This window comes from Synechococcus sp. N32 (assembly GCF_900473895.1).
Taxonomy (GTDB): Bacteria; Cyanobacteriota; Cyanobacteriia; order PCC-6307; family Cyanobiaceae; genus Parasynechococcus.
The window spans coordinates 190,664-204,897 of sequence record NZ_UCND01000015.1 but is presented as its reverse complement, the minus strand read 5'-3'; the positions used below and the strand labels follow the sequence as shown (position 1 = coordinate 204,897).

Sequence of the window (14,234 nt, the reverse complement as noted above, 5' to 3'; positions counted from 1 at the left end):
CATGCCCTCCAGTCCACGCAACCGCATTGGCGAGGTTTACGGCAAACTCACCGTGGTGCGCGCATCCGAACGGCGAACCAAAGCAGGAAACGCTTTTTGGTGGTGCCGCTGCAGCTGCGGGGCCGAGCGGGAAGTTCCCAGCGACAAGTTGTCGCTGAACACGGCTCGCCGAAAGCCCACCGTGAATGCCTGTGAAACCTGTTCCCGCGAACTTCAAATTGAAGGGGTTTATCGCAAAAACGATCGGGAGGAAAAACAACGCCGCCAAGCAGCACTGGAAGCCAGATCACAGCTGAAGGGTCAAGTGCCTGATCGCTGGCTTTCCCTGCCGCTCACCGATGCTCACGCACGAGAACTGGGACAAAAACTCTTCTTCCGCGGCACAACTTGCCTGCGTGGACACCTCGCGCCCTACCGCATCAACGGCGGTTGTCAGGCTTGCTCCGGTCAGACCCCATCCGCGGCAAATTCGCCATCAACCAAGCCCAAAGGGTCATAACAGCGGCACCAAAGGCCATCATCGCCAGGAGCTTGGCTTCCATTCAGAGGAAATCGAAATCGTCTTCCGAATCTCCGGAAAATGCATTCATCACGAGGGCAGAAATGGGCACAAATACGGCCGCCATCACAAGTATTTCCACAGGCTTAAGAACAGCAGTCTGAACCTAACAGGTTTGACTTTACAAAAAGTCATCAGCACTACCGTCCCGCTGGAGTGAGTTCAAATACTCATTTCTGATCCAGGCATAGGCATTTCACTCTGTTGTCAGCCCAGACGACCGAATCAGACTGAACTGAGTCGGACAACGACGATGCCAAAGGTGCCGAAGGCGGCCTCACAGACGATTCGCAGTCTGCTCAAGCCGGCAACTCAACACAGCTTCTCCGAAGACCGGCTGCGCAACGACCGGCAGAGCTACATCGCGATGACGCGGGCACTGGTCGATGCCCAGCTCAAATGGCGTGATGCGGAGCTCAGCTCACGCCTCTGGAAAGACGTGGCCGACCGTGGCATGGATCGCGGCCGCCTGCTTCACCTCATCTACAGCGTTGACGCTCATCACGATGATGTCGCCCTGCAGAACGCCGATACGGCCTATCTGCAGCTGGTTGATCCCAGCGATCCCTGAGGCGGAACTGCTTTAGAGCTCAAACAGAGTGCCCAGCAGCATGGCGGGATGGGTTGACTCCCCTGCCGTGCTGCGTTCGAGCTGAACGGCCATCACGCAGTGGGCCATGAATCGAACGGCCGAAAGAACAGCCAGACCAATGCACAGGGGGCAGTGCGTGAGGGTCAAGACAGGGGCCTGCCGGAGTGATGGACCCATCCCAAAGCAGAAGCCGGGACGCGCCACGATCTCTTCAACAAGCGTCATGCAAGAGACCCATCCCACCCCGGGCAGGTGGTGGGGGATGGGGTAGAGGGCGGCTGGTAAAGTTGTTGTTTATTGCTCTCTTTCGGGGAACGGATGAGTCAGGTCACAGTCGGCGAAAACGAAGGTATTGAATCCGCGTTGCGTCGCTTCAAGCGCTCCGTCGCCAAAGCCGGCATCTTTTCTGATCTGCGTCGGATCCGTCACCACGAGACCCCCGTTGAGAAATACAAGCGCAAACTGAAGCAGCGTTCACGCAACCGTCGTCGCTGAGCTCGCACGACACGTCAGCTGCAAACGGGCCCTCGGGCCCGTTTTTTTGTGCCCATCCGTCGCCCTCTTCACGGTTCACTTTTCACGGTGCGCTCTGGTTTTCGCCAGACTTCATAAATGCTTAAGAAGACCAAGGCCAGCCAATGGTGTTGATCAATCCTTTTTGCCCGATCAGCGCGGCAAAAATCGCTGGCTTGAAGACCACCGTGGTCTTGCTGTTGGTGTTGTTGATGAAGTCGAAATTGCTGCGAATCAAGATGTCCCTCCTGGGATCTGTTCTTGGATTCGCCATGTTGGTGAGCTTCTTACTCACCACAGGCCTCCTCACTGTGATCACTGGCGGAGCCGTTGCTTACGCCGCCATGCAAAACCGGAGCAACTGAGCCATGCGAAATCGTCTTCCTTTCTTGAGCGGACTTGCATTGGCAACCCTCGGAGTTTCAGGTCTTGCCGGCGGTGGTTTGCTTTGGAATTTTCAGGGCCGCACTCTGGGGCTTGGCAGCACGGTTACGGCATTGGTTCTGCTGGGAATAAGCTTTGTTCTGCTTCGGCCTGAACCACGACTTTCACCCGTTGAAGTCCCTGAAGCCAGCCAGCCGCTCAAATTCAAGGCACCACAGGCATCCTTCCTCGGCCTGATGCTGGCAATCCTCGGCACCTTCGGCATGGCGGGTTCCGGGTTGCTGTGGAATTTTCAGGGTTTGGCCTTTGGACTCACCGGCACCCTCACGGCCGCCGTTGCTCTTTTGCTGAGTCTGGTTTTTCTGTGGCCCCTCGGCACCTCCAAGGCCAAAACATCTCTCAAGACTGAGCCGGTGGAGACCACCGAAGCTGTTTCGGAAAGCGCAGCTCCCGCACAAACCACAGCAGAAGCCATTGCCGAATTGCTGGCAGCCGAACAGCAGCAGCGCCCAGAGCTGACGTTGGTGAATTTCGCTCCGTTGAACCTGTTGCCGGGACAACGTGTGCCCACAAAGTTTCGTCGCGCAGGCAGTTCTCTTGGTCGTTACCGCTCAATGGCTAACGACCTGTTCAAGAGCTGAAGTCTCTCCAGAGATTGCGAATCTGTCGGTGCCAGGGGGTGATATTGAGATCAGGGCGCTGAACATTCGACCTGGGTTCATCAACACTAAATCCAGCCTCTTCCATCTCCCGTCTCAACCGACGGGTGATTGGGATGAGCGCGATTGAAAGCACCAAGGCCGCGAGAAGCAGAAAGGGGAGCAACGACACCAGCCAAATGGTGGCCATCACGGTGATTGCACCTGCCATGACCGTCTTCAGCCATCGCGGCAGGGTTCTGCTCTGTTGACCTGGAAGTTGCTTCATGGCTCAGGACAGTCCGTTCGCTCTTGAGAAAATCCGCTGGAGTTCGCGTTGAAATGCTGTGGCACTGAGGGGTTCCCCCAGGCGCCCGCGTTGGTTGCGCCGAAGCACAGCTCCAATCCAACAAACCTGCAGAACAATCAACAGCGAAGCAATGATCAGAACCGGAGATTCAAGATCATTCCACTGCATCTGAGTTCAGTAACTGGATTGGGGCAGGGTGAAGCCCGACTGCATATGACCAACATCAAGCATCACGTAGGTGAGCCAAATCAGCACTGCTGCAACACCAGCCCCTGCTGCAACCTTTGCCAGAGAACGGCCAATCATCTCGAGCAGGCTGACCTCTTTCATCGCGTTGATCCAACTTTGATGATTCTGACGCGTCTTTCGCCCATACCGTCGCCAGCCATCAAAAAAGCCCCGCGATGGCGGGGCTTTTGAATCAGATCACGCTGGTGTTCAGCGGCTGGCCACGGCCTCTTCCAGAACAGCGGCTTCGCCAGCGGCGAAATCCGTGTCTTCCGCAGCGGAAAACTGCATGTCGGGCTCAAGGCGGCGGGCAATGAGCTCGTCAATGGAAAAGACGCCTGGGCCACAGGCGAGAACGGCCACGGCAGCCGCGAAATAAAGGCCAAGAAGCTCCAACAGATAGATGTTGAAGCCCGCTGTGACGATGGCGTGATAAATCGCGACGGAGATGGTCCCTGCGACTGCCAAGGCTCCCATCCGCGTCAGCAAGCCAGTAATCAACAGCCAGCTGCCGATCACCTCCGAGAACGCTGCGACGTAGGAGAGAAGGATCGGGAAGGGCAGATGCAGAGGGCGAACGAATGCATCTGCAAAATTCTCGATATTGGCGAGCTTTTCGTAACCGTGGTGAATCAGCAGCGCGCCGGTGAACACCCGAAGCAGGAGCAGACCGAGATCGCCAGCAATGGGGCGGGTCAGAATGGCACGAATCACCACAGAACACATCGACTACACACAACTTAAATAAGTTGCGTGTAGCAACGCGGCTTCGCGCCAGGGCGGAGCAAGGAATGGGTACTTCTACTCAGTCGTCGTAGACCAAGCACTCGGGCTCATCGGGGTTCTGCTCGCAGAACAGCTCAAGGGGTGAGGGGTCATGGGGATCATCAGGAAATTCCTTCTTGTGATCCAACAGCCACTGCAGCTCCTCCGTGAGATGACGCACCTTGCCTTCGTTGTGCTCAGACAGGGCCTTAAGGAACTCCTCCTGGTCCTTCTGAATGTGCTCGTCAATCGTTTTCATGACTGAAACTGTCATCTGGCTGACATTCGGTTGTTAGCGAAGACCACCCCGATCGATCAGTCGGTAGATCTACCTTTGTGGCCGAAACCACACAACAGATCTGCTCCGGGCCCTATCACGTCCTGTGACACCACAGTGGCCATTGGACGATGGCCGCAGGAAAGTCAGGTTGGCTGATGTTGAGTGGATGCAATTTTCCGAACGCAGCGTTCTGACGGGGCTGCTTGTCTTCGCCGTAGGCGTTGTGGTGGGAATCGGAATTGGCTCAGCCAGTGCTGTTGCCGCCCTAACCCAAGGCGCACCTGACGTTCTGCAGAGTTGGTCGGGGGTAGTTGCCCTGCCGTGAAGGTTGACGGGACAGCCTTTCCCGCCTATCAGAAGCGCAGGTCGGGTGAGTCGCGCGATGCTGTCAAATGAGCGGCAGATTTTTAGCCGTGACAAAAAGCCCCTGCGCCAATTCCTGAAACGGCTTCAACGCTTTTTGTTCGGATAATCAACGCGTTCCAACACTGATATTCCCTGCGCCAATCAACTGTTCAAGCCGTGCAGTGAGTTTCTGTTCGGTTCGATCAAATTGCTCCTGATGGCCGGCCACATAGGCAAGCTCTTCACTGGTGATCACCTGGTGGGTGACGGCATCAAGGTAGATCTGAACCAGGGACATCCACATCGGCATCAACCGGCGGCCATCCTGGCAACACTGGAACGCAAACGGTGAATCGGGCCACGCGGAACTGAGCTATGGATCGAGAGACCATTCAGAGCCTGATCAAGCAATGCAGCTTGGGACTGTTCGATCTGGCCTGTGCCGTCAGCGGACACCCAAGCTGGGATCTCAATCTGCCTGTGGGAGTGATCGATGCACGACGCTCCAAACCAAAGCTGATGGTGAGTGCCATCGGCACGATCAACTCAACCCTGAAGGCCTCATCCACCATTGCCCACCCGTTGATGGTGCGCCTGTTCGAACGGTTCGAAGACGTGGGCCTGGAACAGGCGCTGACGGAAATGAAACATGGTGAGGATGGGGAGGCGTTCTGCGAGGTCTGGCAGGCCTACAGGGATGAACGCCGTTGTGGTGATGCCCCGATGTGGAGCATCGAAGACGCCACAGCCTTTGTGGTGCAGTCCCGCGAGGCTCACGCTGATCGTGAAGTGGCCTGCGTCGCCATTCTTCCGGGGGATCCCCACCGCATCATCACCTTTTCAGTTCCCATCGCCTTCCTGACACGAGATTGAGTGTGTCCGAACTGCTGATGCAAATCGCCCTGCTGGGCATCGCCATTGGCGCCAATGCCCTCTCGGCTCTGGCGGGAGGGGGAGCGGGACTGGTGCAACTGCCCGCCCTCATCCTTCTGGGCCTTCCTTTCTCCATGGCATTGGCCACCCACAAGGTGGCCAGTGTTGCGCTGGGGCTGGGAGCGAGTGGGCGTCATTGGCGTGCCAGCAGCCTTGACCTGAAACGCTCAGCGCTGGTGTTGGCTGCTGGTCTTCCAGGTGTGTTTGTGGGAGCCAGCATGGTTCTTGCGCTGCCCGATCAAGTGGCCACAGCGAGCCTTGGGCTGCTGACCCTTGGGCTGGGGGTTTATTCGGCTCGGAAACCGGATCTGGGGACGACAGACCAGCCCTACCCGCTGACAGCCCGCACCGTTGGGCTTGGCAGTTGCGGGCTGTTCATCATTGGCGTTCTCAACGGTTCCCTCACCTCAGGCACGGGGTTGTTCGTCACCCTGTGGCTGGTGCGCTGGTTTGGGCTGAGCTACGCCAGAGCCGTTGCTCACACCCTGGTGCTGGTGGGCCTGGGGTGGAATGGCACCGGGGCGCTGGTGCTGGGTTTGAGCGGCGAAATCCGTTGGGACTGGCTTCCACCGCTGGTGCTGGGTTCACTGATCGGAGGCTTCCTGGGGGCCCACTATTCCCTGGTGAAAGGAAGCCGCCTGGTCAAAAAAGCGTTCGAGATCTTGGCGCTGCTGATGGGCGGATCACTCCTGATCCGCAGCCTCTGAATCGGCGTCTGCAAGGAAACGCCCCGAGAACCGCGTGGCCAACACCACTGTTGCGGCCCCGTAGGCGATGAACGTCACCGCCTGACCAGAGCTGGCCGTTTCGTAAACCTCACCCGTCAGCAGCATCCAGTCCATCAAGGACGCCACCGTTCCCCAGATCACCACCCAGACGGACACGTAAGCAACACCGCGGAAGGTCCGATTCACAAGGCCAAGGATCGAGCGAACCCGACGCTAGGGGAAGTCGCCCGAACGAGGAAGACCTGCGGCTCCCGTAATGTCGCTGGTTGAACCGGTTGAGGGGATGCCGAAGAAACGCCGCAAGCTCAATAAAGAGATGGAAGCGGAGATGGCCGCTGCCAAGCGCAAGATTGAGCTGGTGGGCGCGCTGATCAACGACATCCGCGATGAAGACATCCAGGGTGAGTACCTCGGCGCCTTCACGCAAATCCGCAGTGCCGTGGTGAATCTGATCGCGAAGTACACAACGGACGGATTCTGCGAAGAGACCGAGGGCCTTCTGGCGCTCTACAAGGGCTTGATTGAGCAGTTTGAAGAGGAGTACGAGCTCTGAACAGGCACGAACGCAGCACAGCGTTTAGGTTCACTTGCCTTCGTGCCTCGCCATGGCTCTTCGAGAGACCAAACCCCAGGTGTCACCGCTGCGCCTCAAGATCACTGTGTTGATCGCCGGCTTCGGCCCCCTGGTCGCCATTGGCCTCTGGCTTCAGTCCAAGGGGTTTTTCAACTGACGCCATGCATCGATTCCTCGCCACGGCTGGACTTCTCAGCCTCGGCCTGGTTCCCAGCGTGAGCTGGGCCGAGACCATCAACTTGACCCTGCGCAACGGCGACAGCCTGCAAGGGGAGTTGATTGAGCGGAATCCAGAGAACGGGACCACGGTGCTGAACCACCCCCAGCTGGGACGGCTGGAACTCACCGCAGACCAACTCAAACCAGCCACGACCAAGCCCCCATGGACCAGCTCGGTCTCGGCCGGTGTGATCGGCAATGAGAAGGATGGCGACAACTCCCTGTCGGTCAGCTTCACCGGCAAAACCCGCTACAAGGACGACCAGCAGAAGCTGTCATTGAGCGGCAGCTTCAACGCAAGCAAGTCGAAGGATTCAGGCGAGCCACTCTCGATCGATACGGAGAAAGGATCCGCGGAACTCCGCTACGACAAACCGATCGGTTCCAACCTCGATCTGTTTGCTCTGAGCAGTTACCAATACAACGGCACCAATGATTCCGGGGTGAACACCGTTCTGGGGAACATCGGTGTGGCATTCCCGCTGTTGAAGTCAGAAACCACTGAGCTCACCATCTCCATCGGTCCGTCGCTCCAGTGGAGCGGCGGTGGCATCAGCTGCGCCGGCGACTCGTTTTGCGGCAACAGCTATGGCGGCGCAACGCTGACGGCCGATCTCAGCTGGAAACCTTGGCCCACACTGCAGTTCGGACTGCAGAGCCAGTTCACAACGGTCTGGGCGAATGAGATTCAACCGGCCAACACCCTCACCGCTGAGGTGCGCTACTACCCCGCAGAAAACAGCAAGTTGTTCACAACGTTGCGGGTGCAATCGATCTACCAAAGCATGAACACACCCGAGTTGAACAACACCATCACCGCTCAGGTGGGCGCCGACTTCTGATGACAACACCCATGCTTCATCCTCCGCTGGACGCAGAACAGATCCGTGCCCTGTTCACCAAGCCCTACGGCGCGCCTGGCCCCACAGCTGCGCAGTGGAAAGCCGTTTATGCCAGTGACGTGCATTTCACCGATCCAACCCAGGAACGGCAGGGCATTGACGCCTACATCCTTGCCCAGGACGGTCTGATGCAGCGCTGTGATGACGTGTTCCTGGAAACGGAATCGGTGGTGGTGAACGGTGAAACAGCCTTTGTTGAATGGCGCATGGGCCTCAAGATCAAAGGGATTGAGTTCATCTACCCCGGGGCGACCCGGCTCCGCTTCAATCCAGATGGAAAGATCGGGGATCACCGCGATTATTTCGATTTCGTCGGCCCCACGTTTGCTCCAGTGCCCGTAATTGGTGGACTGGTGCGGTGGCTCTACAAACGCTTCGTTGCCTAAACCACGGCCCCAGGGCCATCTGTTGATCGGTCCCCCGGGCAGCGGCAAGACCACCCTCGCCACGATCCTCACTCCGCTGCTCCCTGCACGGGTCATCGCCAATGACGCTCTGAGGGAACAGCTGTGGGGAGACGCGAATGTGCAGGGCCCTTGGTCTGAATTGGAACCCCGTCTGCATGGCGCCATCGAACGCACCATCGCCGATGGCGACAACGTGCTTGTGGATGCAACCCATGCGCAACTCAACTGGCGCCAAGGGTTGATGCAGCGAAGCATGGGGGGCCATCACTTGCAATGGACCGGCTGGTGGTTGCAGACACCGTTGGATCAGTGCCTGGTCTGGAACCGCTGCCGCCAACGGTCCGTTCCTGAGGCCGTAATTCGTGCGATGCACGTGAGGCTGAACAGCCCACCCCACAGGCCCGACCTCAGCGAAGGATTTACAAGCTTGATCCACCTCAATCCCGCCGGCTCACAGCTCAGCGATCAGATCAACCGGGCCCTCCAGACCATCCTTGATCCCTCGCCATGAAGAAAGGTGAGCAGGTCATGCACCCCCTTGGGAGTCCCATCAACGTGATCCCAACGGCACAAGTGTCATGACACTCGGCGAACTCTTTCTCGAAGCCATGTCCACCGGCGTGATCACCAACGGTGAAATGGCGTGGGTGACCGCCCGCCAGGATCAATTCACGCGAACCGAGGAGGCTGTCGCCCAACGGCTTGGCCGGTTGATCGACGAAGGCACGATTCAACTGGGGTGTCGCATGCCCATGGCCTGATTGAAGGCCTAGTGATGGTGCTTGCGTCGCCGCGAATGACGACGCATCCGCTTCACCAAACGGCCGCTGACGGAGCGGCTTTCAGCACATTCGAGCTGATTCCAACGCCATCCCAGCCAGGACAGCACCACGACGATGGCAAGGGCGATCAACCAACCCACGGGGACAACGGCTTAAGAGAACAACGCAGGAACCAAAGCTGCTGGAGCCCAGTTCTCTTCCATCGTTAATCCAACAGGTGACGATGCAGTCCAGCCAGGCCTGAACCGACTCAATGCGTTGTACAGCGGCCAACGCAGCGCTGTCGCTGCTTCCTTGCTCAGCCGTGAAGGGAGCAGGTTTCAGCGCTGACCGTCCTGGTCAAGGCTGAACTCGAGCAACGCTGCCGTGAGCAAGGTCTTCATCGACTGCAGGGCCTCCTGCTCTCTGGGATCTGGCCCCCCGGGCCATTTCTCAAGGTGAAAGCTCACCGAGCGGTGGAGCAGGCGAACAGCTTCAAGGTCCAGATCGAACTGGAGGGTGGGGCGAGGCTCACTCATGGCTCCATTCTCCCCAACACCACGTTGACAACCAAAAGGACTGCGAGTAGTACATAATTACCAATAAGACGCATATGGGCATCGTCAACGCTCCGCCGCCAAGCGCCTGGCCACCGATGGGATCAGGGCAACTCCGACCGAGCCGATCCCTCATGGTGTGCCTCACCTGCCAGCACTTTCAACACATCCTTGCTGAGGCGGGGGTCACCCAGCCAGCCTGCGCACACCACCAACAGCGCATCCCCCAAGGAGCACACCTCACACACCGCTGCCATCAATGGATGCAACGGCTGGAGAAGCAGATCGGCTGGTGCCCTGAAGGGGCCTGATGCGCCGCCCAACCTTCACAGCCAACACAGCAACAAAAAGCCCCCTCCTCGGAGGGGGCTTTCCGATTCAGTTGATCTGAATCGTTTTGGCGGTTCCAAAGGGAACAGGTTGATTCCAGATCAACCGATGGCAGGAGCCTGCAGAGCCACAGGAGTGGACTCAGCAGCAGCCAGGTCGAGGGGGAAGTTGTGAGCGTTGCGCTCGTGCTGCACTTCCATGCCGAGGTTTGCACGGTTCAGCACATCAGCCCAGGTGTTCAGGACGCGGCCCTGACTATCCAGGATGGACTGGTTGAAGTTGAAGCCGTTCAGGTTGAAGGCCATGGTGCTGATGCCCATGGACGTGAACCAGATGCCGACAACAGGCCAGGCGCCCAGGAAGAAGTGAAGGCTACGGCTGTTGTTGAAGGAGGCGTATTGGAAGATCAAGCGACCGAAGTAACCGTGGGCAGCCACGATGTTGTAGGTCTCTTCCTCTTGGCCGAACTTGTAGCCGTAGTTCTGGGACTCGCTCTCGGTGGTTTCACGCACCAAGGAGGAGGTCACCAGGGAGCCGTGCATGGCGGAGAACAGGCTGCCGCCGAAAACACCTGCGACGCCCAGCATGTGGAAGGGGTGCATCAGGATGTTGTGCTCAGCCTGGAACACCAACATGAAGTTGAAGGTGCCAGAGATGCCAAGGGGCATGCCATCAGAGAAGGAACCCTGACCGAAGGGGTACACCAGGAAAACAGCCATCGCTGCAGACAGCGGAGCGCTGTAAGCGACGCAGATCCAGGGGCGCATGCCCAGGCGGTAGGAGAGTTCCCACTGACGACCCATGTAGGCGGAAATGCCGATCAGGAAGTGGAAGCAGACCAGCTGATAAGGGCCGCCGTTGTACAGCCACTCATCGAGGGAAGCAGCTTCCCAGATGGGGTAGAAGTGCAGGCCAATGGCGTTTGAAGACGGAATAACAGCACCAGAGATGATGTTGTTGCCGTAGATCAAGGAGCCAGCGACGGGCTCGCGGATGCCATCGATATCAACCGGGGGAGCGGCGATAAAGGCAATGGTGAAGCAGATGGTGGCAGCCAGGAGGCAGGGAATCATCAGCACGCCGAACCAACCCACATAGATGCGGTTGTTGGTGTCGGTCACCCACTGACAAAAGGCTTCCCAATTGCTCTGGCGTCCGCTGCGAATTGCGGTGGACATGGAAGAAAAGAAGACGGATGAACCTCTCCCCAAAAAAGGGACAGGTGGATCAAGTTTATGGACAGAACGTTCCGTTACATGACAACTCAACAATCAGAATCAGGTCTCAAAAAAACTTCATTAAGCGCTTTATGAAGCGTTCATGAAGTTGCATGAAGCAGCCACTCGCGGGATTGCTGAACGAAGCCATTCCAGTTCACCCGTTCCTCCTCTGCAGCCCTAGCCACCAACAACGGTGCCTGCTGCTTCAACGCCACAAGATCAAGCTCGTCCACACCGGCATTGATCGCCAGCCAATCCGCCATGGAGCGTCCCACCACACGGGTGAGGTAAGCCGCACTGAGGGCCTGCATCGAACCGGCGATCAGCCAGCTCCCCCCATCCAGCTTTGCCAGGCCCAGCAAGGTCTGTCCGGTCCACTCCACCACGCCCTGGGCAAGGGCCACCCGAGCCAGCTTCGCCGCCGCTTCCCTCAGCACATCCGGTTGCAGCGATGTTCCCCAGATCTCTCCCATCTCCTTGATCATCAAACCGTTCGCCACCGCCACGGCCAGAAGATCAAGGCTGGCGATGGGGGAGGCCATCACCGACCCGGCCACCAGCCACTGGGTGCGCTGCTGGATCTGCAGAAAGCGTTCGCGCCGAAGCGATTCGAGGTCACGCTGCCAACGGCGATGCAAGTCCGCCAGGAGTCGCGGACGCGTCTCCACCGCAGCCTGTTTCAGCGAACGGCGCAACGGTGCCAGGGCAGTGCGCAGCTGCATCGAAGACTCCTGAACCAGGATCCGCTCACGCCAGCGCTCGGGAAGATCGTCCCGAACAGCAGCGACAGCATCGGTGGATGCGTCCTTCGCGTCGGTCGACACAAGCAGCCAGGCCGGCTGATCATCCGGCACCTGCTGCAGCCAGAGCAGATCCGAGGCCAGGAGTGGCGCCTGCAGGCTGAACAGGATCAGATCCTGATCCAGCAGGCCGCCGGGCCAGGAACGGCTGCCGTCGTCGGTGGTCAGGGGATGGCAGAGCGACAGCGTCACCGGCGTCGGGCCAGCAAGAGAGCTGCTGAGGTCTGCCTCATTCGGTCCCTGAGAGCCCCCCAAGGCGACCATCGCCATGCGCACCGGACCGCAGCGGTCCAGCACCCGTTTCAGTTCAGCGCGACGGACCAGATCGGCAGAGGGTTGCTGCTCAAAACGTGCGAATTGATCCAGCACCTCCTGGCACCGAGCCATCCATCCATCCAGAGAGACCGGCGCCGCAAACCGCGGCTGACGTGGCTTGCGGCCAAGCCAGATCACAACGCCACCGGCGGCCAGCAGACCCAGCCCCCCGCCGGGAACATGCATCACATCACTGATCAGCCACTGTCCAGCAAGCAGACCAGCTCCAGCCAGAGCCAACGGCCGCAGCAGCGACGACGGTGGCATCACCAGGTCTGGCCATGAAGCCGGGAGTTTCAACAGAACGGCTGCTGTAGCAGTGGCCCTTCTTAGCTCAACCCACCACCTGACACCAGAACTTCAGGCCAGAAACACGAGTTCTCCATAGGTTGGGAACAGGCCGGAGTCAGCCGTGACACTCAGTCATCCCAATGCGATGGTCGACAACCGCCGGGGGGTGCGCAGGGTTCTGATGGTGGCCCTGGGCCTGAACATCAGCATGTCGCTGCTGAAGCTTCTGGTGGGGGCCATGAGTGGTTCCCTGGCGGTGATCGCCGATGGCATGCACAGCGCCACCGATGCGTTGTCCAGCCTCACGGGACTGGTCACCAACAAACTGTCCGATCCGCGCCCCGACAGGGATCACCCCTACGGCCACCGCAAATACGAGGCGGTGGGAGCCCTGGGCATCGCTGGTTTCATCCTGTTCACAGCCCTTGAGATCCTGCTGCGTTCGGGGGAAAGGCTGCTCGAGGGCCTGCCACCGATCCGGGTGACCAGCCAGGAGCTGGTGCTGCTCACGCTGGTGCTGGGGTTCAACCTCCTGCTGGCGGGATATGAGCTGCGGGAAGGTCGGCGACTGAACAGCAACCTGCTCAAAGCGGATGCTCAACATGCGGCGAGCGACGTTTGGACCACCGTGGTGGTGCTGGTGGGCATGGCCGGGGCGGTGTGGCTGCAGGTGAGCTGGCTCGACGTTGCGCTAGCCATCCCCATGGCACTCCTGCTGATCCGTGTGTGCTGGCAGGTGCTGCGCGGAACCTTGCCCTGGCTGGTGGACCACATGGCGGTTGCACCTGAAGCCATCTATGCCGAAGCGATGGCCACCGCCGGCGTCTTGAACTGCCACGACATCGCCAGCCGGGGCGTTCTGGGCCAGCAGGTGTTCATCGAAATGCATATGGTTGTCGACGCAGACGACCTCACCAAGGCGCACCGGATCACCGAACAGGTGGAAGAGCGCTTGGACGAAAGTTTCGGGCCGGTGCGGTGCACCATCCATCTGGAACCCAAGGACTACGTGGAGGACGGGATCACCTACACCGGCGCCCATGGCTGAGGTCGACACCACAACCCATGCGCTCGCTGGACTGACCGAGCGTCAGCAGCGGGGGCTGATTGAGGTGCTCGATGAAGTCCGTCGTGCCGAGGGCTGGTCGTGGCAACTGCCGGTGTTGCTGCGGGAGCGCTGCTGGCTGCGGCTGTCTCGAACTCCCCTGACCGAGCTGCATCGTTGGCTCCCTCCGGATGGGCGCGATGAAGCTCCGGAATTGATGCACTACCGGCGGTTGCTGCAGCAGGGGATGGATCCACTGTTGGCCCAACAGAGCTGCTGGCGGGAGTTCGGCATCGAGGACTGCCAAAGGGCGCTGCAGGACTACTGGAACAGTCGTGACACAGCCATCCACGGTTGGACAGCGGAGCGGTACCGACAGCTGGTGAGCAGCTATCGCGAACGGATTGAACGGGGGATCACGGTGGTTCCGATGCTGGTGCTGGCTCGGAAGAACAGCGTTGAATGCCACCAGCTGCTCTGGATCACCGAAAACACCCCGGTGATGCGTCACACTTGCGCCTGATTCCAGGCCATGGGC

General features: G+C 59.1%; 28 protein-coding genes. 17 read left to right on the top strand and 11 right to left on the bottom strand.

Translation table 11 applies throughout. From position 1 onward, the window contains the following. Position 1: 1 nt before the first annotated feature. Complete coding sequence (locus DXY35_RS09585; RefSeq protein WP_115082102.1) at positions 2–499, top strand: early protein (E6); 498 nt, start codon at positions 2–4, stop codon at positions 497–499. Positions 500–812: 313 nt separating this feature from the next. Then, the gene (locus DXY35_RS09580) at positions 813–1,130 is read left to right on the top strand and encodes a hypothetical protein (protein ID WP_115082101.1); all 318 of its coding nucleotides are present in this window, start codon (positions 813–815) and stop codon (positions 1,128–1,130) included. A 12-nt stretch (positions 1,131–1,142) separates the two neighbouring features. Here DXY35_RS09580 and DXY35_RS09575 read toward each other — a convergent pair whose 3' ends face one another. Then, on the bottom strand, positions 1,143–1,376 hold the full coding sequence (locus DXY35_RS09575; protein WP_006851686.1) for a hypothetical protein: 234 nt from the start codon (positions 1,374–1,376) through the stop codon (positions 1,143–1,145). A 93-nt stretch (positions 1,377–1,469) separates the two neighbouring features. Here DXY35_RS09575 and rpsU point away from each other — a divergent pair, with 93 nt between their 5' ends. The 4 genes from rpsU (at position 1,470) to DXY35_RS13200 (ending at position 2,958) form a co-directional block, all read left to right on the top strand. Then, complete coding sequence (gene rpsU, locus DXY35_RS09570; RefSeq protein ID WP_009790002.1) at positions 1,470–1,646, top strand: 30S ribosomal protein S21; 177 nt, start codon at positions 1,470–1,472, stop codon at positions 1,644–1,646. A gap of 143 nt (positions 1,647–1,789) precedes the next feature. Beyond that, complete coding sequence (locus DXY35_RS13130; RefSeq protein ID WP_114988968.1) at positions 1,790–2,029, top strand: hypothetical protein; 240 nt, start codon at positions 1,790–1,792, stop codon at positions 2,027–2,029. A gap of 39 nt (positions 2,030–2,068) precedes the next feature. Continuing rightward, the gene (locus tag DXY35_RS09560; protein ID WP_244273081.1) at positions 2,069–2,689 is read left to right on the top strand and encodes a hypothetical protein; all 621 of its coding nucleotides are present in this window, start codon (positions 2,069–2,071) and stop codon (positions 2,687–2,689) included. A 134-nt stretch (positions 2,690–2,823) separates the two neighbouring features. Further along, positions 2,824–2,958 (top strand): hypothetical protein, encoded by a 135-nt coding sequence (locus tag DXY35_RS13200; RefSeq protein ID WP_256359519.1) that lies wholly within the window; start codon positions 2,824–2,826, stop codon positions 2,956–2,958. 212 nt (positions 2,959–3,170) lie between these two features. On the opposite strand, the gene DXY35_RS12745 is transcribed toward DXY35_RS13200, so the two are convergent. The 3 genes from DXY35_RS12745 to DXY35_RS09540 all read right to left on the bottom strand — a co-directional run bounded on the left by DXY35_RS12745 (position 3,171) and on the right by DXY35_RS09540 (position 4,248). Further along, positions 3,171–3,326 carry a hypothetical protein gene (locus DXY35_RS12745; RefSeq protein WP_006850963.1) on the bottom strand — a complete coding sequence of 52 codons (156 nt, stop codon included), beginning with the start codon at positions 3,324–3,326 and terminating at the stop codon, positions 3,171–3,173. Between the two features lie 108 nt (positions 3,327–3,434). After that, entirely contained in the window at positions 3,435–3,938 is a 504-nt protein-coding gene (locus tag DXY35_RS09545; RefSeq protein ID WP_250397550.1) for a DoxX family protein, read from the bottom strand. Between the two features lie 91 nt (positions 3,939–4,029). Continuing rightward, on the bottom strand, positions 4,030–4,248 hold the full coding sequence (locus DXY35_RS09540; RefSeq protein ID WP_006852050.1) for a CP12 domain-containing protein: 219 nt from the start codon (positions 4,246–4,248) through the stop codon (positions 4,030–4,032). Between the two features lie 187 nt (positions 4,249–4,435). Between DXY35_RS09540 and DXY35_RS12740 the strand changes: the two genes are divergently transcribed. After that, entirely contained in the window at positions 4,436–4,594 is a 159-nt protein-coding gene (locus DXY35_RS12740) for a hypothetical protein (RefSeq protein ID WP_156915504.1), read from the top strand. A gap of 147 nt (positions 4,595–4,741) precedes the next feature. Here the strand turns inward: DXY35_RS12740 and DXY35_RS09535 are convergent, their stop codons facing one another. Continuing rightward, positions 4,742–4,912: a hypothetical protein gene (locus tag DXY35_RS09535; protein ID WP_244273079.1), complete on the bottom strand. Its 171-nt coding sequence runs from the start codon at positions 4,910–4,912 to the stop codon at positions 4,742–4,744. Between the two features lie 77 nt (positions 4,913–4,989). On the opposite strand from DXY35_RS09535, the gene DXY35_RS09530 reads away from it, so the two are divergent. Together DXY35_RS09530 and DXY35_RS09525 are read left to right on the top strand one after the other, a co-directional pair. After that, the gene (locus DXY35_RS09530) at positions 4,990–5,487 is read left to right on the top strand and encodes a hypothetical protein (RefSeq protein WP_115082098.1); all 498 of its coding nucleotides are present in this window, start codon (positions 4,990–4,992) and stop codon (positions 5,485–5,487) included. A gap of 17 nt (positions 5,488–5,504) precedes the next feature. After that, a complete protein-coding gene (locus DXY35_RS09525; RefSeq protein ID WP_114989185.1) occupies positions 5,505–6,254 on the top strand; it encodes a sulfite exporter TauE/SafE family protein in 750 nt (249 codons plus the stop codon). On the opposite strand, the gene DXY35_RS09520 is transcribed toward DXY35_RS09525, so the two are convergent. Continuing rightward, entirely contained in the window at positions 6,231–6,461 is a 231-nt protein-coding gene (locus DXY35_RS09520) for a hypothetical protein (RefSeq protein ID WP_115008869.1), read from the bottom strand. The genes DXY35_RS09525 and DXY35_RS09520 overlap by 24 nt on opposite strands. Positions 6,462–6,558: 97 nt before the next feature. On the opposite strand from DXY35_RS09520, the gene DXY35_RS09515 reads away from it, so the two are divergent. The 6 genes from DXY35_RS09515 to DXY35_RS09495 all read left to right on the top strand — a co-directional run bounded on the left by DXY35_RS09515 (position 6,559) and on the right by DXY35_RS09495 (position 9,138). Then, entirely contained in the window at positions 6,559–6,828 is a 270-nt protein-coding gene (locus tag DXY35_RS09515) for a hypothetical protein (protein WP_006850218.1), read from the top strand. Between the two features lie 52 nt (positions 6,829–6,880). Then, complete coding sequence (locus DXY35_RS13195) at positions 6,881–7,006, top strand: hypothetical protein (protein WP_006850359.1); 126 nt, start codon at positions 6,881–6,883, stop codon at positions 7,004–7,006. Between the two features lie 4 nt (positions 7,007–7,010). Beyond that, positions 7,011–7,910 (top strand): DUF481 domain-containing protein, encoded by a 900-nt coding sequence (locus DXY35_RS09510; protein ID WP_115082097.1) that lies wholly within the window; start codon positions 7,011–7,013, stop codon positions 7,908–7,910. Then, positions 7,910–8,356: a nuclear transport factor 2 family protein gene (locus DXY35_RS09505; protein ID WP_244273077.1), complete on the top strand. Its 447-nt coding sequence runs from the start codon at positions 7,910–7,912 to the stop codon at positions 8,354–8,356. Before DXY35_RS09510 ends, DXY35_RS09505 begins: the two co-directional genes overlap by 1 nt. Before the next feature lie 22 nt (positions 8,357–8,378). Next, positions 8,379–8,888: an ATP-binding protein gene (locus DXY35_RS09500; RefSeq protein ID WP_244273075.1), complete on the top strand. Its 510-nt coding sequence runs from the start codon at positions 8,379–8,381 to the stop codon at positions 8,886–8,888. Positions 8,889–8,955: 67 nt separating this feature from the next. After that, positions 8,956–9,138, top strand: a complete 183-nt coding sequence (locus DXY35_RS09495) for a hypothetical protein (protein WP_041434599.1) — start codon at positions 8,956–8,958, stop codon at positions 9,136–9,138. Between the two features lie 8 nt (positions 9,139–9,146). On the opposite strand, the gene DXY35_RS12735 is transcribed toward DXY35_RS09495, so the two are convergent. From DXY35_RS12735 to DXY35_RS09475, 5 genes are all read right to left on the bottom strand, one after another. Beyond that, entirely contained in the window at positions 9,147–9,299 is a 153-nt protein-coding gene (locus DXY35_RS12735; RefSeq protein WP_170950581.1) for a hypothetical protein, read from the bottom strand. A 180-nt stretch (positions 9,300–9,479) separates the two neighbouring features. Continuing rightward, the gene (locus DXY35_RS09490; RefSeq protein WP_006851951.1) at positions 9,480–9,677 is read right to left on the bottom strand and encodes a hypothetical protein; all 198 of its coding nucleotides are present in this window, start codon (positions 9,675–9,677) and stop codon (positions 9,480–9,482) included. Positions 9,678–9,799: 122 nt separating this feature from the next. Beyond that, positions 9,800–10,018, bottom strand: coding sequence for a hypothetical protein (locus DXY35_RS12730; RefSeq protein WP_170950580.1), 219 nt, complete (start codon positions 10,016–10,018; stop codon positions 9,800–9,802). A gap of 108 nt (positions 10,019–10,126) precedes the next feature. After that, entirely contained in the window at positions 10,127–11,203 is a 1,077-nt protein-coding gene (psbA, locus tag DXY35_RS09480) for a photosystem II q(b) protein (RefSeq protein ID WP_115008865.1), read from the bottom strand. Positions 11,204–11,343: 140 nt separating this feature from the next. After that, positions 11,344–12,660, bottom strand: coding sequence for a YcjF family protein (locus tag DXY35_RS09475; protein ID WP_244273073.1), 1,317 nt, complete (start codon positions 12,658–12,660; stop codon positions 11,344–11,346). 136 nt (positions 12,661–12,796) lie between these two features. On the opposite strand from DXY35_RS09475, the gene DXY35_RS09470 reads away from it, so the two are divergent. Both DXY35_RS09470 and DXY35_RS09465 read left to right on the top strand, forming a co-directional pair. Continuing rightward, on the top strand, positions 12,797–13,699 hold the full coding sequence (locus DXY35_RS09470) for a cation diffusion facilitator family transporter (RefSeq protein WP_115082094.1): 903 nt from the start codon (positions 12,797–12,799) through the stop codon (positions 13,697–13,699). Continuing rightward, a complete protein-coding gene (locus DXY35_RS09465) occupies positions 13,692–14,219 on the top strand; it encodes a hypothetical protein (RefSeq protein ID WP_115082093.1) in 528 nt (175 codons plus the stop codon). Before DXY35_RS09470 ends, DXY35_RS09465 begins: the two co-directional genes overlap by 8 nt. The last annotated feature ends 15 nt before the right edge of the window (positions 14,220–14,234 follow it).